Genomic DNA, 23,411 nt, shown 5'->3' on the forward strand with positions numbered 1-23,411 from the left:
CGCACTGCGGGTGCACGCTAGAAAGGAAAAGCACCGACAGTCACCAGTTCAGGGTCGATCGTGACCAAAGGGTGACTTCCAGCCGACATCCAGAAATACGACGGTTACCTCACGGATTCAACTGGTCCCACTCGAAGGCGTGCGTCAAGATCACCCGGTAGTACTGAATGCGTAGCCGAGCGATTACTTCGGGCCGCGAGTCCAGTTCACGGCAGACCCGAACGGGCCCACCATCGGTGGACCGGGTGTCACACCCGAGATACCCGAACCGATCGCCAGGGTGTCCGCCGATTGGAACAGCGGAATCACCACGTTCTGGCGCCAAAGTTCAGGCTCAAGGGTGGTGAGCGCTTCGGTGATCGGTGTCGAACCGGACAGCGCCGCGTCGATCGAGGGCTGCAGCGCCGGATCGCAGAACCCCGCCGAATTGCCCGGAACGACGGGTTTCGTCCGGTCGGCGCCGGCGGCGGTCTGCTCGGGGCGGCAGCCGAAGGTCGAGGCGAGCACCGACGCCGTGTCGCCGCCCACCGCCTGCGGTACGACCGCGATGTCGACCCCGACGTTGCCCGCCGAGTCGCCGGTCGGCTGCTGGACCCCGGAGACGACCGGCATCGCGAGCAGGCCGCTGAACAGGTCGCGCGGCTGCGGCGTGATCGCGTTGACCTCGATGCCCTGCGCGGCCAGCTGGCCGGTGAGCTCCTTGGCGATCGTCGCGTACGGCTCCTGGGTGCCCGGCGAGGCGATGACCAGCGAGAGCGCCTTGCCGTTCTTGCGCCAGGTGCCCGCGGTCTTGGCGTACCCCGCGGCCTTCAGCGACTCCTCGGCCTTCGCGACGTCGGGCGCGGTCGGCGGGCCGGGCGGGATGGTCGCCGCGTAGCCCTTCACCGACGGCGCCGTCACCTGCGCGTCGGCGTGCAGCTGCGACGACGGGCCGCCGTTGACGCCCTCGGTGATCAGCTTGGTCCGGTCGATCAGCGCGGCGACCCCGGCCCGCACCTGGGCGTCCTGCAGGGTGGCGCTGACCGGGCGCAGCAGCACGTCGGCGACCAGCGGCCGGGCGACGGTGTGCAGCTTGACGGCCGGCCCGAGGTCGCCGAGCCGCTTGAGCTGGTCGCCGGTGGTCCGGGCCAGCGCGAACTGGTCGTTGCCGCTCTGCAGCGCGGCCAGCAGGGTCTGCGGGTCCGAGCGGCGCAGCACGATCCGGTCGATCGCCGCGGGCTTCTCCCAGTAGCGCTCGTTGCGCTCGAGGATGACCTCGCCGCGGGCGGTGTCGAGGCTCTTGATCGAGAACGGGCCGGCGATGGCCGGGAAGTTCGAGGCCAGGGCCCCGCGCCAGCCGTCGGGGGCGTCCTTGAGCAGGTGGGCGGGCAGCAGGTCGGAGAAGAGCGTCTGCCAGCCGGGGTACGGCTTGGCGAAGGTGACCTCGACGCGCTTGCCGCCTTCGCGGGACTGCAGGTCGCTGATCTGCCGGTAGCCGGCGGGCCCGATCACGCCGGGCTGGTCGCGCATCTGGGTGCGCAGGTAGTCGAAGTCCTCGGCGGCGATCGGCGCGCCGTCGGACCAGGACGCGTCGGCCCGGATCTCGTAGGCGACCACGAACGGCTGCTGCGAGACCACCTCGGCGGACTTCATGAGGTTCTTGTCGAGCTGGGTGCTGCCGTCGTCCTTCTGGCGGAACACCGAGGGCAGCAGCAGCTGCGACAGCGCCGAGGTGACCTGCGAGGAGTCGGCGAGGTTGTGCGGGTTGTACCCGCCCAGGACGTCGTCGACCCCGACGACGATCTGCGACGGCGTCTTCCCGGTGGTCGAGGCGGGCGGCACCGAGGACGACACCACCGGCGGCGGCGGGGTGTTCGAGCAGGCGGTGACCAGCACGGTCGCGAGCGCCAGTACCGGCACCGCCTTGCGATTCACCCGCACGCCCCGTTCCTCCCAGATTCTCCCCGATCGGGTCAGCCATGCTCCCACGACCGCGTCCGCCGCCGGAACCGAGATTCCCACACCCGGATCGGCCGGGTCCGGCACCCCTGGGTGCCGCTATGGGAAAGGACGCGCGGAGCACCGTCCGGGTTCCCGGACCGTTCCGGAACGGCGGAACGAACACGCGCCGGACACGGGCCGGGATTCACGCGGTGGTGAACACCAGGCTTCGAGTCCCCGCGGCCCCTATAAAGATATAAGGAGAAGAACCGCGGAATTCGTGACGTCGTGTCGGTCTATTCTCCACCCAGGGTGACGGATGGGCAACGAAAAAACCTCCCGGTGGGGAACACCGGGAGGTTTTTTCGCTATTCGCCGATCAGCCGTTGTCGCGGCTCTTCGCGCGCGAACGCTCCTTCGCGCGGGTATTGACGTCCAAAGTCACCTTCCGGACGCGGACGACATCCGGCGCGACCTCGACGCACTCGTCGACCGAGCAGAACTCCAGCGCCTCTTCCAGGCCCATCTTGCGCGGGCGGGCCAGCGTCTCCATCACGTCGGCGGAGGACTGACGCATGTTGGTCAGCTTCTTCTCCTTGGTGATGTTGATGTCGAGGTCCTCGAAGCGCGGGTTCTCGCCCACGACCATGCCCTCGTACACCTCGGCGCCCGGCTCGACGAAGAACGTGCCGCGGTCGGCCAGCTGGATCATCGCGTACGCGGTGACCGGGCCGGTCCGGTCGGCGACCAAGGAGCCGCTGTGGCGGGTGCGGATCTCGCCCGCCCACGGGAAGTAGCCCTCGAACACGTGGTTCGCGATGCCGGTGCCGCGGGTCTCGGTGAGGAAGTCGGTGCGGAAGCTGATCAGGCCGCGCGACGGCAGCACGTACTCCAGCTTGATCCGGCCGGTGCCGTTGCCGCTCATGTCCTCCATGCGGCCCTTCCGGGCGGCCAGGAGCTGGGTGATCGCGCCGAGGTGCTCCTCCGGCGAGTCGATGTAGAGGCGCTCGAACGGCTCGTGCAGCTTGCCGTCGATCGTGCGCAGGACCACCTGCGGCTTGCCGACGGTCAGCTCGAAGCCCTCGCGGCGCATCTGCTCGACGAGGATGGCCAGCGCCAGCTCTCCGCGGCCCTGGACCTCCCAGGTGTCGGGGCGCTCGGTCGGCAGGACGCGGATCGAGACGTTGCCGATCAGCTCCTGGTCGAGGCGCGCCTTGACCAGCCGCGCGGTGACCTTGTCGCCGCCGTTGCGCCCGGCCAGCGGCGAGGTGTTGACGCCGATGGTCATCGAGATCGCGGGCTCGTCGACGGTGATCCGCGGCAGCGCCACCGGGTTCTCCGAGTCCGCGAGCGTGTCGCCGATCGTGATGTCCGGGATGCCGGCGATGGCGACGAGCTCGCCCGCGCTGGCCTCGATCGCCGGGACGCGGGTGAGCGCCTCGGTGACCAGCAGCTCGGAGATGCGCACGTTCTGGACGTTGCCGTCTTCGCGCATCCAGGCCACCGTCTGGCCCTTGCGCAGCTTGCCGGCGTGGATGCGGATCAGCGCGATGCGGCCGAGGAAGTTGGACGCGTCGAGGTTGGTGACCAGCGCCTGCAGCGGCGCGTCGAGGTCGGCGGCGGGCGGCGGAACGTGCCGGAGCAGCGTGTCGAACAGCGGGTCGAGGTTCTCGCTCTCGGGGATCTCACCGTCGGCGGGCTGCTCCAGGCTCGCCTTGCCGGCGCGCGCGGAGGCGTAGACGACCGGGAGGTCGAGGATCGCGTCGTGGTCGGCGTCCTCGATGTCGCTGGCCAGCTCGAGCAGCAGGTCGTGGGTCTCCTCGACGACCTCGGCGATCCGGGCGTCCGGGCGGTCGGTCTTGTTGACCAGCAGGATCACCGGCAGGCCGGCTTCGAGCGTCTTACGCAGTACGAAACGGGTCTGCGGCAGCGGACCCTCGGACGCGTCGACCAGCAGGACGACGCCGTCGACCATGGCCAGGCCGCGCTCGACCTCGCCGCCGAAGTCGGCGTGGCCGGGGGTGTCGATGACGTTGATCGTCACCTGGCCCTCGGGCGTCTGGCGGTGGATCGAGGTGTTCTTCGCCAGGATGGTGATGCCCTTTTCCCGCTCGAGCTCACCGGAGTCCATGACGCGGTCGACGACCTCGGCCCGCTCGGCGAAGGCGCCGGACTGGCGCAGCATCGCGTCCACGAGCGTGGTCTTGCCGTGGTCGACGTGGGCGACGATCGCGACGTTGCGCAGGTCGGGCCGGGTCTTACCGGTCGGCCGGCCGGTTTCGACGGTAGCGCTGGCTGCGGGCACGCGAGAACTCCTGAACTTCAAGGGGTGGGTGGCCGCGCAAGCCGTTCAGGCATCCCGTGACCGGCTCTGGTCACACGCGGACCTCACCCAGGATACCTGCCACCCCATTGTGAGCGGCCCCACGCCCCCTCGACGGTTAGGCTGACCTAACGTGGAAACCCGGTGAAGGTCGCCGATCCGGAAGGTGCGTGCGCGTGGGCAAGAAGCACGACGACCCGCGGAAGGTCGTGCGCAAGCTGATGAAGGCCGGCAAGGTCAAGAAGAAGTGCTGCCGGTCGAAGCCGCGCTGCAAGAAGTGCCCGGTATTGGCTCTGAAGAAGGCGAAGCTGGATCTCGCTGCTTAGTGGGGCACAGCTTCGTTCAGCAGCCGGAGTTCCGGCGCGGTCTTCGTCGGCGAGAACTCGATGACCTCGTACTGCGCCAGGTGCTTCACGCAGAACGGATCGGACGCCAGGATGGCGTCGAGCTTCCCGCGGGACATCGGCCGCGTGATGATCACGCCGCCGGTGCGGGGGTTCCGCCGCCCGGACGCCAGGAAGTGGCCGTGCTCGTACTGCTTGTTCAGCCACTCGGCGTGGTCCGGGAGCGCGTAGTCGATTTCCTCGATCGGGGCCGTGTAGTTCAGCAGGACGACATACATGGTTAAGACGGTAGACCCGCGCGGCCGATCCCGCGTCCGGATGTTGCCGAGTGGTGACGGTCATCGGCTATGGTGGGTGCATGCACGCGCAGACGTCCTGGTGGCCGCCCTCGGCGGCCGTTCCAGTCCTGCGCTGATCACCAGCGGCCGCCCCGGACGGGCGGCCTTTTTCATGCCTTCTCCGGGGTGGTCCCACCTCGGAGAAGGAAGTCCCATGAGCAAGCTGTCCGGCATCACGCCCTCCGGTCACGTCCACCTCGGCAACTACCTCGGCGCCGTGCGCCGCTGGGCGCGCGAGGGCGGCGCGGACGACCTGTACTTCGTCGCCGACCTGCACGGCATGACGACGCCGCACAACCCGGCGAAACTCCGATCCCTGGCGCACGAGCAGCTGGCGGTGCTGATCGCCGCCGGCATCGACCCCGAGCGGGTGTTCGTCCAGTCCGACCTGGCGCGCGAGCTGGGCGCGCTGACGTGGGTCCTGGAGTGCACCTGCAACTACGGCGAGGCCGCGCGGATGATCCAGTTCAAGGAGAAGTCCAAGGGGCAGGCCGGGGTGCGGTTGTCGCTGCTGACGTACCCGGCGCTGATGGCCGCGGACATCCTGCTGCAGGGCGCGGACGAGGTGCCGGTCGGCGAGGACCAGCGCCAGCACGTCGAGCTGACGCGCACGCTGGCCAAGCGCTTCAACGGCACGTACGGGGACGTGTTCACGATCCCGCGCGCGGTGCTCCCGCCGGCGGGAGCGCGGGTGAAGGACCTCGCGGACCCGACGCGCAAGATGTCGAAGTCGGCGCGCGACGCGGCGGGCGTGGTGTTCGCGCTCGACGAGCCCGACCAGATCCGCCGCAAGATCCGCCGCGCGGTCACCGACGGCGAGACGGTCCCGGCGCACGAGCCGGACACCCGGCCGGGGATGGCGAACCTGCTGGAGATCCTGGCCGCGTGCCAGGGTGGGTCGCCGGCAGACCTGGCTGCCGCGTTTTCGTCGTACGGGGCAGTGAAGGACGCGGTCGCCGACGCGGTGATCGAGGAGCTGCGCCCGCTGCGTTCACGGGCATCGGAGCTGCTCGACGACGTCGCGGAGCTGGACCGGGTCCGCAAGGCGGGCGCGGAGCGGGCCCGGGAGCGCGGCTCGCACCGGCTCGACGCGGCACTGAGGATGATCGGAGCTAATTGAGGAGCGCGCGCAGGGCCGGAAGCAGGATCCGGTCCGCGGGCAGCCAATCGACGTCGTCGAGGTCGTCGGGCCCGAGCCACCGCACGGCGGTGTGCTCGACGGCCCGCGGCTCCTCACCGGGCGAAACGAGCTTCGCGGCGTAGATGCGGAGCACCTTCTCGCCGGGCAGCGGGATGTCCTGCCCGACGCGTTCGCCGACTTCGATGACGACGTCGAGCTCCTCGCTGCACTCGCGGGCCAGCGCAAAGGCCTCGGACTCGCCCTCCTCGACCCGGCCCCCGGGCAGTTCCCACTGCCCGGAGTGCTTCGGCGGCCAGGCCCGCTGCTGGGCGAGCAGCTTGCCGTCCCGCACCAGGGCGGCACCCACGATCACACCGTTCACAGCCCCGGAATCTACCCGGAAGCCCCTCCCGCGGCCGCACGGCTGCACCTTACGACGTAAGTTGCCTTACAGCGTAAGAATGCGGCGCGGGGTCGTGCGCCGTCTTTCCGGCCGCCGCGGGCCGCGCCGGGCGATCGTTTCCCGCGCGTCGGCGCCGATCAGGGCCCCGCTGCCGCCAAGCAGAGCCCACGCCGCCGCCGAGCAGGTCCCCGTGCGCGCGCTCGTAGACGCGCACCCGGCCCGACCGCACCTGGGCGACCAGCGCCGGCAGCAGCTGGTGGGTGCGCTGGTTGTGACCGCGCCGCCGCCCGAGCGGGCCGCCGCCCGGCAGGGCCGCGCCACCGAGCAAGGCCGCACCGCCGCTCGAGCAGGGCGCCGCCGCCCGAGCAGGCGCCACCGCCGAGCAGGGCCGCGCTGCCGCCGAGCAGGGCGCCGCCGCCCGAGCGGGTGCCGCCACCGAGCAGGGCCGCGCCGCCGCCGAGCAGGGCCCACCCTCCCTGGGGGTCCGCCCCGCTCCAGCGTATCGGCGCGGTCCGACGAAACCCGCTCGAAGCTCGCCGCCGGTGCCCGGTTGTCCACATCACGGCGAGGCTGTGGGCAACCCGGCCGCTGCCGAACTCCCAGGCTCTCAGCCGGGCTCCCCCGCCGCCGCGCGCCAGACGACCACGAACCGCGCCCCGCCGTCCGGGGACTCGCCCACCTGTACCTGGCCACCTCGGCGCCGGACCGTCTCCGCGACCATCGCCAGCCCCAGCCCCGTCCCGCCGGACGAGCGCGCCCGGTCGTCGGCGATCCGGTAGAACCGGTCGAACACCTTCTCGCGGTGCTCCGGCGCGATGCCCGGGCCGTCGTCGTCGACCACCACCCGGACCGACGAGCGCGACGCCAGCACCGACACCACGATCTCGCCCCGCGCGTAGCGGCACGCGTTGCGCAGCAGGTTGTCCAGCACCAGCTCCACCTCGGCGTGCGCGGAAGACGCCCACGCCTGCGCGACCGCGTTGCTCACCCGCGCTTCCGGCGCCCCCGCCGGCAGCCGCGCGACCGCCGCGCGCACTTCGCTCACCAGCTCGACCGGTTCCGCCGGAGGCACCTCCCCCGCGTCCGAGCGCGCGAGCGACAGCAGCCCGTCAAGCAACGACGACAGCCGCTCGGCCTCGGTCAGGATGTCCGACAGCGTCTCCTGCGACAGCTCCGGATCCGGGTTCGTCACCGCGACCTCGGCCTGCACCCGGATCGACGCGACCGGCGACCGCAGCTCGTGCGCCGCGTCGCCGGTGAAACGCCGGAGCCGGTCGCTCGCCTGCTCCTGCCGCTCCAGCAGCGCGTTGAACTCCTCCGCCAGCGCGCGCAGCTCGTCGTGCGAGTCCGGCAGCGCCAGCCGCGCCCCCGGCGGCAGCGCGCGCACCGAACCCCGCATGCGCGCCACCGGGCGCAGCGACAGCCGCACCACCAGCCACGTCGCGAACCCGGCGACCAGCGCACCGACCGACGCGACGACCGCCAGCCACACCCCGCCGTAGTGCACCGCCGCGGAGAACCCGACCAGGCCGGCCCCGGCCACGACCAGCCGCTGCGACCCGTCCGGCGCGCTGACGACCGTTCCCAGGTACCGCGCGCCGTCGCGCTGGACCGGCTGGCCGGCCTTGAGCGTCGAGATGTCGTACAACGTAAGGCCGGTCGGGGTGCCGCCGTCGACGGGCGCGCCCGCGATGTCGAGCACCCGCAGTGTCACCGGCGCCGCGCCGGACAGCGGGCGGCCCGCGCTCACTTCGCCGCCGGCCGGGCCGAGCGCGGCCGAGAGCTCGCGGTCGACCGAACCGATCAGCAACGGCGAGAGGTTCGACGCGGCCAGCGCGGCCAGCCCGAGCAGGCAGGCCAGGGTGATCGTCGCGGCCAGCAGGGTGATCCGGACCTGCAGGGACCGGCCCCGCCACCAGGAGCTCACGGGGTGATGACCTCGTCGAGCTGCGCGTCGGAGGCCAGGTAGCCGTGCCCGCGCACAGTCCGCAGCAGCGCTCCCGCGCCGACGGCGTCCAACTTACGTCGTACGTATCCGACGTAGACCTCGACGAGGTTGCGCGTGACCGCCTGCTCCTCGCCCCAGACCGCGCGCAGCAGCTCGTCCTTCGTGACGACCGTGCCCGCCCGGCCGACGAGCACCTCCAGCAGCGCGAACTCGCGCGGGCTCAGCCCGACCTCTTCGCCGTTCCAGTGCACCTGCCGCAGCCCGCGGTCGACGGCCAGCGCGCCCAGCCGCAGCGTCCCGCGGCCCGCCTCCGGTCCGGCGCGGCGCAGGGTCGCGCGGACCTGCGCGACCAGCACCACGAACGAGAACGGCTTGACGAGGTAGCCGTCGGCGCCGAGGTCGAGGCCGTCGGCCTGGTCGATCTCGCCGTCCTTGGCCGAGACGAGCAGCACCGGCGTCATGACGCCGTCCTTGCGCAGGCGCTCCAGCACGCGGTAGCCGGACAGGCCCGGCAGCATGATGTCGAGCAGGATGACGTCGAACGAGCCCGTGCTCGCCAGTTGCAGCCCGGTCGGGCCGTCCGCGGCGGTGACCACGTCCATGTCCTCCGCGCGCAGCCCGCGTTGCAGTGCTTTCCGCACGCCCGGTTCGTCGTCGACCACCAGCACCCGAGGTTTCACGAGGTTCATCATGGCCGGTCTCCGCAGGTCGTGCGTCAGCTCTCAGCACGATCTCAGCGTCGGGGGGAGAACCTTCAGGGGTATCTCAGCCTCGAGAGGGAAGCGTCGTGGCCAGGGAGCCGGGCACACTCGAGCCCGGGACACCACAGGGAGAGACGCATGAAACCGAAGACGAAGGGCATCACCGCCGCGGTCGTCGGCACCGCGCTCGGTGCGGGCGGGCTCGCGTTCGTCGCGATGCCGGCCAGCGCCGACGACAAGCCGGCCCTGCCGCAGGTGAGCGCCGAGGACCTGGTGCAGTCGGTCATGAAGGCGAAGCCGGGCGCGTTCGACGGCACGGTGAAGATCAGCAACGACCTGGGGCTGCCGTCGGTAGGGAACGCGCTGCCGGGGGCGTCGGCGCTGAACATCGACTCGGCGCACATCTTCAGCGACGGCGCCGGCAAGAGCCGCCTGGCGGCCACGCAGGGCGCGAGCCAGGAGACCGTGGTCCACGACGGCACGACCGTCTGGGACTACAGCTCCAAGACGAACACCGCGACGAAGGTGACCATCCCGGCCGACGTCGCCAAGCAGAAGGGCGCGGGCAGCGAGAAGCTGGCCGACCCGGTCGCGGCGTCGACGGAACTGCTGGCGAAGGTCCGCGAGAGCAGCACGGTGTCGGTCGACGGCACCGCGACCGTCGCCGACCGCCCGGCCTACGAGCTGGTCCTGACGCCGAAGCCGAGCGAGCGGACGCTGCTGCGCGAGATCCGCGTCGCGGTCGACTCGCAGACGCGGATGCCGCTGCGGGTGGCGGTGCTGAGCAACGGCACGTCGACGCCGGCGCTCGAGGTCGCGTTCAGCGAGATCGAGTTCACGCAGCAGCCGGCCGACCTCTTCACCTTCACCCCGCCGAAGGGCGCGAAGGTGCAGGAGAAGACGCCGACGGTCGACCAGCAGCACAAGGACCTCGCCGAGCAGGCCAAGCAGGACGTCAAGGTCGTCGGCGACGGCTGGGACACCGTCGTCACCGGCAAGGTCCCGGCGGACGCGCTGAACGCGGCGCCGAAGCAGCAGTCCGGCCGTGAAGGCCGGGGCAACGCGGACCCGAAGGCGCTGCTCGAGCGCTTCGCCAAGAAGGTCAACGGCGCGTGGGGCAGCGGCTACCTCGTCACCACGAAGGTGGGCAGCGCGGTGCTGACCGACGACGGCCGCTTCGCCGCCGGCGCGGTGCCGGAGCAGGTCCTGTACGAAGCGCTGGGCCAGAAGTGACCAGCACGACTGCGGAAACCGGGGCGGACGTCTCTTCGGAGGTGTCCGCCCCGGCGGTTCCCCTGGCCGCGCGCACGCGGGGGTTGCGCAAGGTCTACGGCAGCACCGTCGCGGTCGACCACGTCGACCTCGACATCCCGGAGGGCGCGGTCGTCGGGATGCTCGGGCCGAACGGCTCGGGCAAGACGACCACCATCCGGATGCTGCTCGGCCTGGTCCGGCCGACCGAGGGCGAGGTCGAGCTGCTCGGCCGCCCGATGCCGGACGCCGCCGCGCACGCGCTGCCGGACGTCGGCGCGCTGGTCGAGGGGCCGGGCTTCCACCCGTTCCTGTCCGGGCGCGACAACCTGCTGCGCTTCGCCGCGGCGGAACCGCGGCTGACGTCGGCCGGGATCCCGGCGGCGGTGGACGCCGCGCTGGAGCGCGTCGGGCTGACCGGCGCGGCGCGGCGCCGCTACAAGGGCTACTCGCTCGGCATGAAGCAGCGGCTCGGGCTCGCGTCGGCGTTGCTCGTGCCGCGGAAGATGGTCGTGCTCGACGAGCCGACCAACGGCCTCGATCCTGCGGGTACCAGGGAGATCCGCAGGATCGTCGCCGAGCTGCACGCGAGCGGCGTCACGGTCTTGGTGTCGTCGCACCTGCTGGCCGAGGTGGAGGCGACGTGCACGCACGTGGCCGTGCTGCAGGCCGGGAACGTCGTCGCGCAGGGCGAGCTGGCCGAGCTGCTGGAGTCCGGCAACGCGGCCCTGCTGATCCGCACGCCGGACGCGGAGCAGGCGGTGGAGGTGCTGCGCGAGCAGCGGATCGGCGTCCGGCTCACCCCGGACGGCGTCCGCGCCGACTTGACGGCGACGGAAGCACCGCGCGTGCTGCAGGTCCTGGTGGGCGCGGGGGTCGCGGTCCACGAGGCGACGCGGGCCCGCACCGGGCTGGAAGACCTGTTCGCGCGGCTGACGGAGGGGGCGGAATGACTGCGGTCCTCGAGGCACCGGCAGTCCGGACGGGCCACGACACGGTGCCGTTGCCGCGGCTGCTGGCCGCGGAGCTGCGCTGGATCTTCCGGCGGCCGCGCACGCTGGCCGTGCTGGGGCTGCTGGCGCTGATCCCGATCGTGATCGGCATCGGCCTGACGCTGGTGAGCGACAACGCGCAGACCGGCGGCGGCCCGGACGACGGCGGCGGAGCGCTGCTGGCGTCCGCGGTGAACAACGCGTTCGTGCTGCCGATCGCGGCGATCGTGATGTCCCTGGCGTTGCTGCTGCCGCTGGCGTCGGCGATGGCGGGCGCGGACGCGATCGCGGGCGAGACGGCGCACGGCACGCTGCGCGGCTGGCTGATCGCGCCGGTCGGGCGGGGGCGTCTGCTGGCGGTCAAGGCGTTCGGCGTGGCGACGGTGTCGGTGGTCTCGGTGCTGGCGATGTGCATCACCGGTGTGGTGACCGGCCTGATCATCAACGGGACGGATTCGCTGTTCACGCTGTCGGGCACGACGTTGTCCCTCGGCGGCGCGCTGGCCCGCATCCTGCTGGTGGCGGGCTGGGTGGTGCTGCAGCTGTGGGCGGTCGGCGCGGTGGCGCTGGCGATCTCCAGCTGGACGGAACACCCGATGCTGGTCGTGGCGTCGGTCCTGGCGGCCGACATCGTGTTCACGATCCTCGGGTTCCTGACGTCGCTGGACTGGCTGCACCCGTTCCTGCTGACGCAGAACTGGTCGATGGCGCCGGCGGAGGTGCTGCAGGACCCGATGGGCACGCAGATGCTGGGCGAAGGCGCACTGCGGGCGGCTTGCTACATCGTGATCGGCCTGTCGCTGGCCTACGCCCGGCTGTCCACTCGCGACGGCTGAGGTTCTTTCCGGACGGCGTCAGCCGATCAGCGCGACGCCGTCCGGGTCGAACTCCAGCTTCACCGCGTCCCCGGCCCGCAGGTCCGACACCGCCGGGGCGACCGCGTCCACAGTGGACTCCGCCAGGCGCACCACCAGGCGCACGTGCTCGCGGCGATGGACCGCCGCGACCACTTCCCCGGCCACGCCGGACGCCGCCACGCGCAGGGCGTGCGGGCGCAGTCCCAGCCGGACCGGGCCGTCGGCCACGTCCGGGAGAGCGACGTCGCCGAGGGGCGTGTGCGCGTGTCCGCCGGCGACGACGCCCTCGACGAACGTCGTCACCCCCAGGAAGCGGGCCACGTCGTCGTCCGCCGGGTTGCGCCACACCCGCCGGACCGCGCCCTCCTGGCGCACTTCGCCCGCGTCCAGCACCGCCACCCGGTCGGCCAGCGTGAACGCCTCCTCCTGGTCGTGCGTCACCAGCAACGCCGTGATCTTGCTGCGGCGCAACAGATCCGCCAGGTCGATGGCCAGCTGCTCGCGCAACCCCGCGTCCAAACCGGACAGCGGCTCGTCCAGCAGCAGCAACCGCGGCTTCGGTGCCAACGCCCGGGCCAGCGCGACCCGCTGGGCCTGCCCGCCGGACAGCTCCGTCACGCGCCGCTTCTCGAAACCCGTCAAGCCGACCAAATCCAGCAGCTCGGCGACGCGCGGTGCCCACTGCGCGCGGGGTACGCCGTGCATCCGCAGGCCGAACGCGATGTTCGCCGCGACGTCGCGGTGGCCGAACAGCTGGCCGTCCTGGAACACCAGCCCGAAGCCGCGCCGGTGCACCGGCACCGCGCCGAGGTCGTCGCCGTCCCAGCTCACCGCGCCGCGCGCCGACGGTTCCAGCCCGGTGATCGCGCGCAGCAGCGTCGACTTGCCCGAGCCCGACGGGCCGAGCAGCGCCAGCACCTCGCCGTCGGCGATGTCCAGCCGGACGTCGCGGACCGCCGCGAACGATCCGTAGTGGACGGTCAGATCCCGCACCGACAGCGCCATCAGAACTCTCCCACCCGGCCGCGCCCGAGCCGGTCGATCAGCATGACCGCCAGCACCGTCACGAGCATCAGCAACGCGCACGCGGCGTACGCCATCTGGTTGTTCAGCTCCCCCGGACGTCCCATCAGGGACGCGATCGCGACCGGCAGCGTCGGCGCGGCCGGCCGGGCGAGGAAGCTCGTCGCGCCGAATTCGCCGAGCGCGACGACGAACCCGAAGCCGGCCGCCGCGACCAGCGGCCGCAGCGTCAGCGGCAGGTCGATCTCCCGCCAGACCCGCAGCGGGCTCGCGCCGAGCGTCGACGCGGCCTGCCGCAATCGGACATCGACCGAGCGCAGCACCGGCAGCACCATCCGCACGATCAGCGGGATGATCACCAGCGCCTGGGCCAGTGGTACAAGGTAAGGCGACGTCCGGAGGTCGCCGGGCAGCGCGTCGAGCGTCACCAGGTAACCGAACCCGACGGTCACCGCGGACACCCCGAGCGGCAGCATCAGGACGGCGTCCATGGTCTCGCCGAGCCCGCGCGCGGCTTTCGCGGGCGACCGGCGCAGCGCCACCAGCACGACGGACGCGAGCACGCCGACGACCATCGCGAGCAGCGTCGCGTCGATGGCCACCTTCAGGGAGTTCACCGCGGCGTCCCAGCCCGACACCTGCAGCGCGCCCTTCTCGCCGGTGGAGGTTAACGCTCGATAACCGGCGAAGCTCCAGCCTTCCGGAGTGGAGACCGACTCGGCGAGCAGTGCGGCGATCGGCGTCACGAGCAGCGCCAGGACCACGCCCGCGGCGCCGACGACCCACCACTCGCCGCCCCGCGGCCGCCGTGGCCGGCCGGAGCCGGCCCGCGCGCCGTCCTTGCGCCGCCGTGCCAGCCCGCCGAGCACCAGCGCGGCGACGACGGCGGCGAACTGGATCAGTGATAGAGCGGCCGCGCCGGAAAGGTCCAGGAGGTCGACCGTCCGCAGGTAGATCTCGGTTTCCAGGGTCCGGTACCGCGCGCCGCCGAGGATCAGCACGACGCCGAAGCTGGTGGCGCAGAACAGGAACACCACGGCCGCGGCGGACGCGATCGCGGGCGCCAGCGCGGGCAGCGTCACCGAGCGGAACGCCCGCCACGGCGACGCGCCCAGCGCGCGGGCGGCGTCGGTCATCCGCGAATCCAGCCGCGCCCACAGCCCGGCGACGGTCCGCGCGACGACGGCGACGTTGAAGAACGCGTTGGCCAGCACGATGGGCAGCACGCCGCCGTCCGGCCAGAGGGCCCGGAACGCCAGGCCGACGACGACGGTCGGCAGCACGAACGGCACGAGCACGAGCGTGCGCGCGAGACCGGCGCCGGGCAGCCGCACCCGCGCGAGCAGGAACGCCACCGGCAGCCCGGCCACCACCGCGACGACCGTCGACGCGGCCGCGCTCGCGACCGTGAACCCGGCCAGCTGCCAGGTCCGCGCGTCGCCGAGGACGACGTCGAGCCCGCCCGCGGCGAACCCGCGGCCGACGATCGCCAGCACCGGCCAGGCGAAGAACACCACCAGGAAGCCGATCGGAGCGAGGCCGAGCAGTGCCAGACCGAGCCCTCGGGCTGTCCTGGGTGGGGCTACGACTGCACGAGCGTGCGCCATTCGCCGATCCACTTCTCGCGTCCGGCCTGCACCTGGTCCGCCGTCAGCTGCTGCGGCTTCTGCGGAAGGGGCGCGACCTGCGCCCAGCCCGCCGGCAGGTCGACGCCCTGGCGCGCCGGGTAGACGAACATGTTCGCCGCGACGGTCGCCTGGAACTGCTGCGACAGCAGGAAGTCCACGACCTTGCGCGCGCTTTCGGTCTGCTTGCCGTTCGCCAGCACGCCGGCGTACTCGACCTGCCGGTAGCAGGTGTCGAGCAGCGCCTTGGTGCGCGGCTTGCCGTCGTCACCCACCTCGGCGGCGGGCGAAGAGGCGTACGAGACGACGATCGGGCGCGGTCCCTTGCCGGACGAGCCGGAGAAGTCCTTGGTGTAGGCCTCTTCCCAGCCGCTGACGACCTTGAGCCCGTTGGCCTTCAGCTTCGTCCAGTAGTCCTTCCAACCGGCTTCGCCGTACTTCGCGACGGTGCCGAGCAGGAACGCCAGCCCGGGCGACGCCGTCGCCGGGTCCTCGGCGACCAGCAGGTCCTTGTACTTCGGGTCGGCGAGGTCGTCGTAGGACTCCGGCGCCGGGATGCCCTTGCTCGTGAAGTAGTTCGTGTCGACGTTGACGCAGACGTCGCCGACGTCGACCGCGGACAGCCGGTGCTCCGGGTCGACGGCGTAGCGCTGCGGCCCGCGGTCGGCCTCCGGGCTGGTGTAGGGCTCGAAAACGCCTTCTTTGAGCGCGCGGGAGGCGAAGGTCGAGTCGACGCCGTACGCGACGTCGCCGATCGGGTTGGCCTTGGTCAGCACGAGCTTGTTGGTCAGCGAACCGGCGTCGCCCTGCTTGAGCACGGAGACCTTGATGCCCGACTGCTTCTGGAAGGCGTCGAGTACCTCCTGCGGCGCCAGGAAGGAGTCGTGCGTCACGAGGGTGACGGTGGGCGTCTGCTGCGTGCCACCGTCGCCGTCGGACAGCGAGCACCCCGCGGCGACGACGCTGACGGCGGCGACTGCCGTCGCGGCGCGAACAGCCCTGCGTTTCATCTACCCTCCTGCAACTTCTCCGGACGAGGAGGGAAAGCCCTCCCTTCGCCGGCATGATCCGGTCAGGTGCGAACGGTCGCGGGTGACCCGCCTCTCAGCCCGGCTGACCGGACTCCCGTGGCAACCGTGCAGCGTAGTGCAGGACGTACGACCATGGAGACATGACGGAAATCTTGAGCGACTCCGAGGCCGACGAGCGACTGGGCTCCGGCTGGACGCGATCCGGCTCGGTGATCGCGCGCGAGGCGGAACTGGCGAGCTTCCCGCAGGCGATCGAGGTGGTGGACCGCGTCGCGGTGCTGGCCGAAGCGGCCGACCACCACCCGGACATCGACATCCGCTGGCGCACGCTGACGTTCCGGCTCTCGACGCACTCGGCGGGTGGCCTCACGGAGAAGGACTTCTCGCTGGCGGCCCAGATCGACTCGGTGCTTTCCGACCTGTGATCCCGGTTACGCTGAGTGCACTTTTTCCTGCTTTCGACGTCTCTCGGTAAACGACTTTTGCTAGGAGAGACGGGTTATGACGCAGGCGATCGTGGTCGGCACGGCGGCATTCGCGACGATGGTGGCGGCGGCCGGCGGGGTGCTCTGGTTCACCGTCCGGGGACGCCGTCACCCGGATGCCGGTGAGTTCGATCACAGCCGCTAACGAAGGGCATGATCAGCGCGCTGAGCAGGGCGGAAGCATCGGTTTCGGCCTTAGGAAGAGCCATGAACAGCACCGCCGTCCTCACCCCCGCCCAGCGCGCCTGGATCAACGCCCTCGCCCCCGCGGTGGTGCTGATCGCGATCGCCCTGATGGGCCTGCTCGGCTGAGCCGGCCGCCGGCCTGGCTCCCGGGCCGGGCCGGCTCCCCCGCCGCTCAGTAGCGCGGCATGTTCGGGATGGCCTTCTCGGCCACCTCGATGAGCGCCAGCACCTTCGGCACGTCGGCCGCCACGTCCTCGGCGGTCATCGACGGAGCCTCCGAAGACCGGTAGGCGATCTCGTTGCGCCTTGCCCGCATCCGGTTGAAGGGCCGCAAAACCGGCCCCAGCGGCGGATCCAGCTGGCCGAGGACCGCCTCGTAGACGGTCACGTGACCGCCCCGGCTCGTCACCCGCAGACCCTGGTTCTGCAGGACGGCCGCCAACGCCCGGCGCGCGCTGTCGTAGGCCAGCGTGTAGGCACCTTCCGGGTCGGTGTCCTGCAGCTGCCGCGCCGAAGCAAGGTGGGTACGGGCGCGGGCCAGCTCGGCTTCGGCCGCCTCCCGCGACGCCGGGACGTGCTCGATGGCACCGCGCGCGATGAAGGCGTCGATCCGTTCGCGCCCCTGGTTCCACTGCGGCATCAGGACTCCTGGTCGAGGTTCAGCCGGGCCAGCGGACGTTCGCGAACGCTGGTGAGGAACGGATCCGCCGTGTCCGCCGCCCACGACTCGGGCGAGACGCGGTGGACGTTGACCTCGCGCCCCAGCCGTCGCGACACGCTCTCGGCCAGGTCGAAGAGCTCGTCCGGATCGGGCGCCCCGACAACGAGGACATCGACGTCACCGGGAGGCGGCCCCGGCTCACCGCTGTAGCGCGCGGCCCAAGAGCCGTAGATGTAGGCCTCGGTTATGCCTGCCAGCCCGGACAGGGCCTCGGCGAGCAGGGACATCGGGCCGAACGTGACCGCGATGACGTCACTCAGCGGGCGGTAGAGCGGGGTGTCAGTGCGGGCTTTGACGAGCCGGCTCCGGCCCACCCGCCGGTCTGCCAGGATGCCGCCGCCGACGAGCCGTTCGACTTCGCGCAGTACGGCTGTGGGCGTGACACCGCAGGCTTCGGCGAGCTCGGTGATGCTGAACTCGCGCTCGGGGTGCAGCAGCACCAGCGCGAGCAGCTCGCCCTGCGTGCGCGATCGCAGCAGGGGCAGGAGGCTCGGCGAAGCTTTCATTGGACGCAGCATATCGTGCGTTCAATGAAAGTAACAACCAGTAGTTGACAGTTGCTGCTATGCCAGACCGAGGACGCAGACCCACAAGAGCTCGTTGAACAGGACGGTTACGGCAAGTATTGTGCCGAGCGTGAAGCGTGACCAAGCGGCAGCTGAAGCTCAGCTGGCGAACGTTGCGCGGCAGGTTTGGAGTGGCAGCCGAGGTCCGAATGACTTCGTCGACGCGTTCGTGAGCGCTTTGGTCTACGTGCAACGGCCGGAGCAGCCGGCGCTGCTGGTGACCGACCTCGGCGAACGCGGCAAATGGATGGCCGTCTTCACGACACTCGAGCGGCTGGCTGCACACGTCGGCGAGTGCGGCTACTTCACTACAACGGGTTCAGATCTGCTGGAACTGGTCCCGCCCGGCGTGGGTCTGATGGTTGACCCAGACGATGCCCATCGATTTCCGGTCCTGTCTCGGATGGCGCCGCCGGAACTGATCGCGCGGGCATGGGCGCATGCGGGAGAACGGGGACGCACGGCCGACTAGTTGCATGACGCGAGCACAGGGGGAGAGAGATGGATGGTCCAGGCTTTCACGTCGACATCGACGTGCTGGAGAACGCATCGAAGAACATGAGCGCCGTCGTGCACGACCAGGACAGCTTCGAGCTTCGCGGGCTGTGCGGTGAATCAAGCTTGTATGGCCACAACGACGTTCACGACGCTTTCGCGGAGTTATGTGGCAGATGGAGTGTCGGGCTCGACGCGCTATCTGATCGCGCCAGTGACCTCGGGGACCTGCTCGGCAAGGCAGCATCCGCCTACCGGGCGATCGAGCACACCAACACAGCGGCTCTGAAGTCCGATCCCGGGTGGGACGCAGTCTCGCCCGACGAGCCGACGATGGGCGCTGTCTGATGGCGGAGCTCGGCCAGACGGCCGATCCGAAGGCCTTGATCCCCGGTGATCCGGCAGCCGTGTTCGAGAACGCCCGAGTATTGAGCGAACGAGCCAAGACGGCCCACGCGGTCGGGGACGCGCTCCGGCGGATCGACACCGGCGCCTGGCAGGGACCAGCGGCGGACAGGTTTCACGAGGACCACCAGACCGAGGTGCCTCGTTGGGGTCGGGCCGGCGACTCGTTGGACAACGCCGCTCTCGCGCTGACGGACTTCGCGAACTGTCTCTCCTGGGCGCAGGGGCAGGCGACCGAAGCCATCGCCCAGTGGCAGCAGGGCGACAACGCCACCCAGCAAGCGAAGACCGACCATGATCGCGCTGTTGCCGATGCCGACGCGAAGACCAGGGCGAACGCACAACACGGTGACCCGACCGTGGTGCGGGCCCCGCCGTTCACCGACCCCGGCGAGGCCCAGCGCCAAGCCGCGCAGGACATTCTGAACCGCGCTCGGCAGCAGTTGGCGAGCGTAGGCAACCTGACGGCTGACGCACTCCGCTATGAGGGAGCAGTTGCGCCGCAGGACTCCCGAAAGCAGGCCGACGCGAACTTCTTCGGGGGCATCTGGGACAGCATCAAGGGGGCAGGTGAAGGCCTCTACCAGATCCTCGCGGATCCGGCTGAAGTCGTCGCATCGATGGCGCACAACATCGCGCATCCGGTCGACACGTTCAAAGAGATGGTCGCCTGGGACGACTGGGCCAATGGCCACGGCGACCGTGCGTTGGGCAAGATCACCGGCAACATGCTGCTTGGGTTCACCGCGTTCGGAGCGGGAAAGCTGCTCAAGGAGCGCGCACGTGGGCACGAGCCCGATTCGGAGCGCGGTCTCCCGGGAGAGAGCGGCACTCCGGATGTACCCACCAGCTTCGCGCCTACCGACGTGTCCAAGGTCAAGGACCACCTTTCCCGACCCGGCCTTGACCATTTCGGACCGAACGACGTGATGCTGGACCGGATCGGGAAGGCCCTGGCCGAAGGAAAGCCGCTGTCGGAGGCGCAGACCAACTTCATGCGTCACGAATCACTCGAGGCGAAGCTGATGGATGGCGGGATGGGCTACGAGGAGGCGCATGCCGAGGCTCTGCAAACCCATCCTCCCGGCAAGAATTATGATCCTGACGTGATCGACCAGGAACCCCTGTTCGGTCCGTGGTGGCGGAAGATGAACGGGTTGGGACCGCGATGACGATCGTCGAAGTGGAACGTCACGGCCTTGTCGCGATTGGCGAAGGCGATCACCCCGCGGCATACCAAGCCGCAGAATGGCTGCGGTCGTCCCGACCGGCCGTCGGCACCGTGGCGAACCCTGTCCGGATGCACGTCGAAGTCCTGCGACGGTTCGGTGGTCTCGCTCCACGCGCTCTTGTCGGCGGGCAGTTCGTCCCTGGCCAAGGCAACCAGACGCAATTCACTGTCGCAGTGGCGACCTTCGGGCTGTTCGACGCCGACGACGAGCCGACCTGCCCGAGCGAGTTGTGGAAGGAACCGTTCACTGTCGGCCTGCCCAGCGAGTTCGCCCGGGCGGTGGCCGACGCACTCGGCGAAGGGCCTGGTGTCCCAGCAGGAACGCTCACGATCGACCGCGCGGGCTTCGACCTGGTCAATTCCTCGGAAATGATCTTCGGGCAAGCAGCAGCCGCACTGAAGACCGCGATGGTCGCGCAACTCTCGGGTCAGGATGCCGACGCCGCGACCAGGACGCTCGTCAACACCTGGTGAGTCCAAGCATTGCCGGCGATCCCGAACCGTGAGAGCAGTCCGGCGACTACACGTTGAAGCGGAACTCCACCACGTCGCCGTCGGCCATGGTGTAGTCCTTGCCCTCCATGCGGACCTTGCCCGCCGCTCGGGCCGCCGCCATCGTGCCCGCCTCCATCAGGTCGTCGTAGGAGACGATCTCCGCCTTGATGAAGCCGCGCTCGAAGTCCGTGTGGATCACGCCCGCCGCCTGGGGGGCCGTCGCGCCCTGGGGGATCGTCCAGGCGCGGGACTCCTTCGGGCCCGCCGTCAGGTACGTCTGCAGGCCCAGCGTGTGGAAGCCCGCGCGGGCCAGCGAATAGAGCCCCGGCTCCGGCTGGCCGACGGACTCGAGCAGCTCGCGGACCGACTCCTCGTCGTCCAGTTCCAGCAGCTCCGCTTCGACCTTCGCGTCGAGGAACACCGCGTCCGCCGGCGCGACCAGCTTCGTCAGCTCCTCGCGGCGGGCGTCGTCGGTGAGCACCGACTCGTCGGCGTTGAAGACGTAGAGGAACGGCTTCGTGGTCAGCAGGCTCAGCTCGCGCAGCGCCTCGAAGTCGACCTCCTTCTGCGCCTGGAAGAGCGTGCGCCCGGCGTCGAGGATCTCCTTCGCCTTCTGCGCGTTGTCGAGCGCGGGCTTGTTCTCCTTCTTCGTCCGCGCTTCCTTCTCCAGCCGCGGCAGCGCCTTGTCCACGGTCTGCAGGTCGGCGAGGATCAGCTCGGTGTTGATCGTCTCGATGTCGCTCGACGGGTCGATCCGGCCGTCGACGTGCACCACGTCGGGGTCGTCGAAGACGCGGATGACCTGGCAGATCGCGTTGGCCTCACGGATGTTCGCGAGGAACTTGTTGCCCAGCCCGGCGCCCTCGGACGCGCCCTTGACGATGCCCGCGATGTCCACAAAGGACACGACGGCGGGGACGGTCTTCTCCGACTTGTACAGCTCGGCCAGCTTGTCCAGCCGGGGGTCCGGCAGCGGCACGACGCCGACGTTCGGCTCGATCGTCGCGAACGGGTAGTTCGCGGCGAGCACGTCGTTGCGGGTCAGCGCGTTGAACAGGGTGGACTTGCCGACGTTGGGCAGGCCGACGATACCGAGGGTCAGACTCACGATCCCGCAGTCTACGGGTGCCGCCCGGCCGGGGCCCACGCGCCCAACGCCGCGTCGGATTTCCGCCAGCGACCGCGCTGACCTGCTGGCATGCTCGGATCATGGTCACATCGACGGAGGCACCGGCGCTCTGGCGCAACGCCGAGCGCTGCTACCGCGTGGTCACCGCCCGCGACTCCCGCTTCGACGGCCAGTTCATCATGGCGGTCCGCACCACCGGCATCTACTGCCGGCCGTCCTGCCCGGCGTCGACGCCGAAGGAGCGCAACGTCCGCTTCTTCCCGACGTCGGCGGCCGCGCAGGCCAACGGCTTCCGCGCCTGCCGCCGTTGCCTGCCCGACGCGGTGCCCGGCTCGCCGGACTGGAACGTGCGCGCCGACCTCGCCGCGCGGGCGATGCGCCTGATCTCCGACGGGACCGTGGAGCGCGAAGGCGTCCCCGGCCTGGCGCGGCGGCTCGGCTACTCGGAACGCCAGCTCGGCCGCGTGCTCACCGCCGAGCTGGGCGCGGGCCCGCTCGCGCTGGCCCGGGCGCACCGCGCGCACTCGGCCCGGCTGCTGATCGAGATGTCGGAGCTGCCGCTGACGGACGTCGCCTTCGCGGCGGGCTTCGCCAGCGTGCGGCAGTTCAACGAGACGATCCGCGAGGTGTTCGCGACGACGCCGTCGCAGCTTCGCGCCTTCGCCGCGTCCCGGCGTCGGCACGACGTGAGCGGAACCCGGCTCAGCCTCCGGTTGCCGTTCCGGCCGCCCTTCGACGCTCTCGGCTTGCTTCGCTTCTTCGCAGCTCACGCGCTGCCGGGCGTCGAAGAGGTGACTTCGACGTCCTACGCGCGAACGCTGCGGCTCGCGCACGGCACCGGCGTCGTCCGGCTGACGCCCTCGTCCGACCACGTGCGCTGCGAGCTGGTGCTCACCGACCTGCGCGACCTGGGCAGCGCGGTCAGCCGCGTGCGCCGGCTGCTCGACCTCGACGCCGACCCGGCGGCGGTCACCCGGGTCCTCGGCGCCGACCCGGCGCTGGCCCCGGCGGTGGCGGCCGTGCCGGGGATCCGGGTCCCGGGCACCGTCGACGGCGAGGAGCTGCTGCTCCGGGCGCTTGTTTCGGTGCCGCCCGGAGAAGAGGTCCCGGGCGAGTGGGGTGTGACGCGGCTGTTCCCGACCGCGGCGCAGGTCGCGGCGACGGGTCACCCGGTGGCCGAGGCGCTGGCCGAAGGACGGCTGGACGTGCACGTCGGCCGGGACGCGGCCGAGCTGCGGGCGGAGTTGCTGGACTGCCCGGGCATCGACGCGGGGACGGCGGACTACGTGGTCATGCGGGTCCTCGGGGCGCCGGACATCCTGCTCACCGACGACCCCGTGATCCGGCGAGGAGCGGAGGCGCTGGGCATTCCGGCGGACTCGCTGGCGGACCGGGCGCGGATGTGGACGCCGTGGTGTTCGTACGCCGGGATGCACCTCCGCCGGGCGGCAAGCTGAGTTCGCACCCCGGCTGGGATACGCGCCCTGCAGAACGGAGGGTGCGGTCGCCGCATGGCCCGCCCGGCCGCCGGCGCCACCCGAGCCGGGCCCGCCCGACCCTGGCCGCCTGGCCCGCCTGACCTGCTCGGCCGGGCTCGACCGGCCGGATCCGCGCTCGGCGTCAGCCCTGCTCGCCTTGCCAAAGCAGCGCTTGCGCCACGATCACCTGGTTGCCGTCGAACGTCGCTGCCGGGGAGCCGTGCAGGCGGTAGCCCAGTTCCAGTGCCTCGCTGACCCGGTGGCAGAACTTCGCGTCGTCCGGGCCGGTGAGGAGGCGGTAGCGGGGCAGGCCGTTCGGGGGCACGTCGGTCATGGCTTCATCT

General features: G+C 70.9%; 25 protein-coding genes and 1 riboswitch. Of the genes, 12 read left to right on the forward strand and 13 right to left on the reverse strand.

Going from position 1 to position 23,411, the window contains the following annotated elements:
* Positions 1–183: 183 nt before the first annotated feature.
* The gene (locus BLV96_RS15385) at positions 184–1,920 is read right to left on the reverse strand and encodes an ABC transporter family substrate-binding protein (RefSeq protein WP_086677646.1); all 1,737 of its coding nucleotides are present in this window, start codon (positions 1,918–1,920) and stop codon (positions 184–186) included.
* A gap of 379 nt (positions 1,921–2,299) precedes the next feature.
* Entirely contained in the window at positions 2,300–4,225 is a 1,926-nt protein-coding gene (gene typA / locus BLV96_RS15390; protein WP_086677644.1) for a translational GTPase TypA, read from the reverse strand.
* A gap of 194 nt (positions 4,226–4,419) precedes the next feature.
* On the opposite strand from typA, the gene BLV96_RS49850 reads away from it, so the two are divergent.
* The gene (locus tag BLV96_RS49850) at positions 4,420–4,569 is read left to right on the forward strand and encodes a hypothetical protein (protein ID WP_166641800.1); all 150 of its coding nucleotides are present in this window, start codon (positions 4,420–4,422) and stop codon (positions 4,567–4,569) included.
* On the opposite strand, the gene BLV96_RS15395 is transcribed toward BLV96_RS49850, so the two are convergent.
* Positions 4,566–4,865 carry a YciI family protein gene (locus BLV96_RS15395; RefSeq protein WP_086677642.1) on the reverse strand — a complete coding sequence of 100 codons (300 nt, stop codon included), beginning with the start codon at positions 4,863–4,865 and terminating at the stop codon, positions 4,566–4,568. The genes BLV96_RS49850 and BLV96_RS15395 overlap by 4 nt on opposite strands.
* Before the next feature lie 214 nt (positions 4,866–5,079).
* Between BLV96_RS15395 and trpS the strand changes: the two genes are divergently transcribed.
* A complete protein-coding gene (gene trpS, locus BLV96_RS15400) occupies positions 5,080–6,045 on the forward strand; it encodes a tryptophan--tRNA ligase (protein WP_086677640.1) in 966 nt (321 codons plus the stop codon).
* Here trpS and BLV96_RS15405 read toward each other — a convergent pair.
* From BLV96_RS15405 to BLV96_RS15420, 3 genes are all read right to left on the reverse strand, one after another.
* A complete protein-coding gene (locus BLV96_RS15405) occupies positions 6,038–6,427 on the reverse strand; it encodes a (deoxy)nucleoside triphosphate pyrophosphohydrolase (RefSeq protein WP_086677638.1) in 390 nt (129 codons plus the stop codon). The two genes, trpS and BLV96_RS15405, sit on opposite strands and share 8 nt — an antisense overlap.
* Before the next feature lie 628 nt (positions 6,428–7,055).
* The gene (locus BLV96_RS15415; protein WP_086677634.1) at positions 7,056–8,375 is read right to left on the reverse strand and encodes a sensor histidine kinase; all 1,320 of its coding nucleotides are present in this window, start codon (positions 8,373–8,375) and stop codon (positions 7,056–7,058) included.
* Positions 8,372–9,088, reverse strand: coding sequence for a response regulator transcription factor (locus BLV96_RS15420; RefSeq protein WP_167379608.1), 717 nt, complete (start codon positions 9,086–9,088; stop codon positions 8,372–8,374). The genes BLV96_RS15415 and BLV96_RS15420 overlap by 4 nt, the downstream gene beginning before the upstream one ends.
* Before the next feature lie 147 nt (positions 9,089–9,235).
* Between BLV96_RS15420 and BLV96_RS15425 the strand changes: the two genes are divergently transcribed.
* Genes BLV96_RS15425 through BLV96_RS15435 form a run of 3 tightly spaced genes read left to right on the forward strand, consistent with a single transcriptional unit; the run spans position 9,236 to position 12,176 of the window.
* Complete coding sequence (locus BLV96_RS15425) at positions 9,236–10,330, forward strand: LolA family protein (RefSeq protein WP_086677632.1); 1,095 nt, start codon at positions 9,236–9,238, stop codon at positions 10,328–10,330.
* Entirely contained in the window at positions 10,327–11,301 is a 975-nt protein-coding gene (locus BLV96_RS15430; RefSeq protein WP_086677630.1) for an ABC transporter ATP-binding protein, read from the forward strand. The genes BLV96_RS15425 and BLV96_RS15430 overlap by 4 nt, the downstream gene beginning before the upstream one ends.
* Positions 11,298–12,176, forward strand: a complete 879-nt coding sequence (locus tag BLV96_RS15435; RefSeq protein ID WP_086677628.1) for an ABC transporter permease — start codon at positions 11,298–11,300, stop codon at positions 12,174–12,176. Before BLV96_RS15430 ends, BLV96_RS15435 begins: the two co-directional genes overlap by 4 nt.
* 18 nt (positions 12,177–12,194) lie before the next feature.
* Here the strand turns inward: BLV96_RS15435 and BLV96_RS15440 are convergent, their stop codons facing one another.
* Genes BLV96_RS15440 through BLV96_RS15450 form a run of 3 tightly spaced genes read right to left on the reverse strand, consistent with a single transcriptional unit; the run spans position 12,195 to position 15,855 of the window.
* On the reverse strand, positions 12,195–13,202 hold the full coding sequence (locus BLV96_RS15440) for an ABC transporter ATP-binding protein (RefSeq protein WP_086677626.1): 1,008 nt from the start codon (positions 13,200–13,202) through the stop codon (positions 12,195–12,197).
* Positions 13,202–14,827: an ABC transporter permease gene (locus BLV96_RS15445; protein ID WP_244180235.1), complete on the reverse strand. Its 1,626-nt coding sequence runs from the start codon at positions 14,825–14,827 to the stop codon at positions 13,202–13,204. The genes BLV96_RS15440 and BLV96_RS15445 overlap by 1 nt, the downstream gene beginning before the upstream one ends.
* The gene (locus BLV96_RS15450; protein WP_086677625.1) at positions 14,803–15,855 is read right to left on the reverse strand and encodes a thiamine ABC transporter substrate-binding protein; all 1,053 of its coding nucleotides are present in this window, start codon (positions 15,853–15,855) and stop codon (positions 14,803–14,805) included. The genes BLV96_RS15445 and BLV96_RS15450 overlap by 25 nt, the downstream gene beginning before the upstream one ends.
* A 22-nt stretch (positions 15,856–15,877) precedes the next feature.
* Positions 15,878–15,984: riboswitch (TPP riboswitch) on the reverse strand.
* Positions 15,985–16,016: 32 nt separating this feature from the next.
* Between BLV96_RS15450 and BLV96_RS15455 the strand changes: the two genes are divergently transcribed.
* Complete coding sequence (locus tag BLV96_RS15455) at positions 16,017–16,301, forward strand: 4a-hydroxytetrahydrobiopterin dehydratase (protein WP_086677623.1); 285 nt, start codon at positions 16,017–16,019, stop codon at positions 16,299–16,301.
* A 76-nt stretch (positions 16,302–16,377) separates the two neighbouring features.
* Positions 16,378–16,506, forward strand: a complete 129-nt coding sequence (locus BLV96_RS51245) for a hypothetical protein (protein ID WP_257926468.1) — start codon at positions 16,378–16,380, stop codon at positions 16,504–16,506.
* A 213-nt stretch (positions 16,507–16,719) separates the two neighbouring features.
* Here the strand turns inward: BLV96_RS51245 and BLV96_RS15460 are convergent, their stop codons facing one another.
* Positions 16,720–17,187, reverse strand: a complete 468-nt coding sequence (locus BLV96_RS15460) for a hypothetical protein (RefSeq protein ID WP_086677620.1) — start codon at positions 17,185–17,187, stop codon at positions 16,720–16,722.
* The gene (locus BLV96_RS15465) at positions 17,187–17,774 is read right to left on the reverse strand and encodes a MarR family transcriptional regulator (RefSeq protein ID WP_086677618.1); all 588 of its coding nucleotides are present in this window, start codon (positions 17,772–17,774) and stop codon (positions 17,187–17,189) included. Before BLV96_RS15465 ends, BLV96_RS15460 begins: the two co-directional genes overlap by 1 nt.
* A 130-nt stretch (positions 17,775–17,904) precedes the next feature.
* Between BLV96_RS15465 and BLV96_RS15470 the strand changes: the two genes are divergently transcribed.
* The 4 genes from BLV96_RS15470 to BLV96_RS49185 are packed head-to-tail and all read left to right on the forward strand — an operon-like array spanning position 17,905 to position 20,439.
* A complete protein-coding gene (locus BLV96_RS15470; RefSeq protein WP_158104156.1) occupies positions 17,905–18,306 on the forward strand; it encodes an SseB family protein in 402 nt (133 codons plus the stop codon).
* Between the two features lie 29 nt (positions 18,307–18,335).
* Positions 18,336–18,677, forward strand: coding sequence for a WXG100 family type VII secretion target (locus BLV96_RS15475; protein WP_086677614.1), 342 nt, complete (start codon positions 18,336–18,338; stop codon positions 18,675–18,677).
* On the forward strand, positions 18,677–19,906 hold the full coding sequence (locus BLV96_RS15480; RefSeq protein WP_208608232.1) for a putative T7SS-secreted protein: 1,230 nt from the start codon (positions 18,677–18,679) through the stop codon (positions 19,904–19,906). The genes BLV96_RS15475 and BLV96_RS15480 overlap by 1 nt, the downstream gene beginning before the upstream one ends.
* A complete protein-coding gene (locus BLV96_RS49185; RefSeq protein ID WP_143050967.1) occupies positions 19,903–20,439 on the forward strand; it encodes a hypothetical protein in 537 nt (178 codons plus the stop codon). Before BLV96_RS15480 ends, BLV96_RS49185 begins: the two co-directional genes overlap by 4 nt.
* Before the next feature lie 46 nt (positions 20,440–20,485).
* On the opposite strand, the gene ychF is transcribed toward BLV96_RS49185, so the two are convergent.
* A complete protein-coding gene (ychF, locus tag BLV96_RS15490; protein ID WP_086677610.1) occupies positions 20,486–21,568 on the reverse strand; it encodes a redox-regulated ATPase YchF in 1,083 nt (360 codons plus the stop codon).
* A 101-nt stretch (positions 21,569–21,669) separates the two neighbouring features.
* On the opposite strand from ychF, the gene BLV96_RS15495 reads away from it, so the two are divergent.
* A complete protein-coding gene (locus BLV96_RS15495) occupies positions 21,670–23,046 on the forward strand; it encodes a DNA-3-methyladenine glycosylase 2 family protein (RefSeq protein ID WP_086677609.1) in 1,377 nt (458 codons plus the stop codon).
* Between the two features lie 163 nt (positions 23,047–23,209).
* On the opposite strand, the gene BLV96_RS15500 is transcribed toward BLV96_RS15495, so the two are convergent.
* Complete coding sequence (locus tag BLV96_RS15500) at positions 23,210–23,401, reverse strand: DUF1737 domain-containing protein (RefSeq protein WP_086677607.1); 192 nt, start codon at positions 23,399–23,401, stop codon at positions 23,210–23,212.
* Between the last annotated feature and the right edge of the window lie 10 nt (positions 23,402–23,411).

Origin of the sequence: Amycolatopsis pretoriensis, assembly GCF_900107925.1 — a bacterium.
Lineage (GTDB): Bacteria > Actinomycetota > Actinomycetes > Mycobacteriales > Pseudonocardiaceae > Amycolatopsis > Amycolatopsis pretoriensis.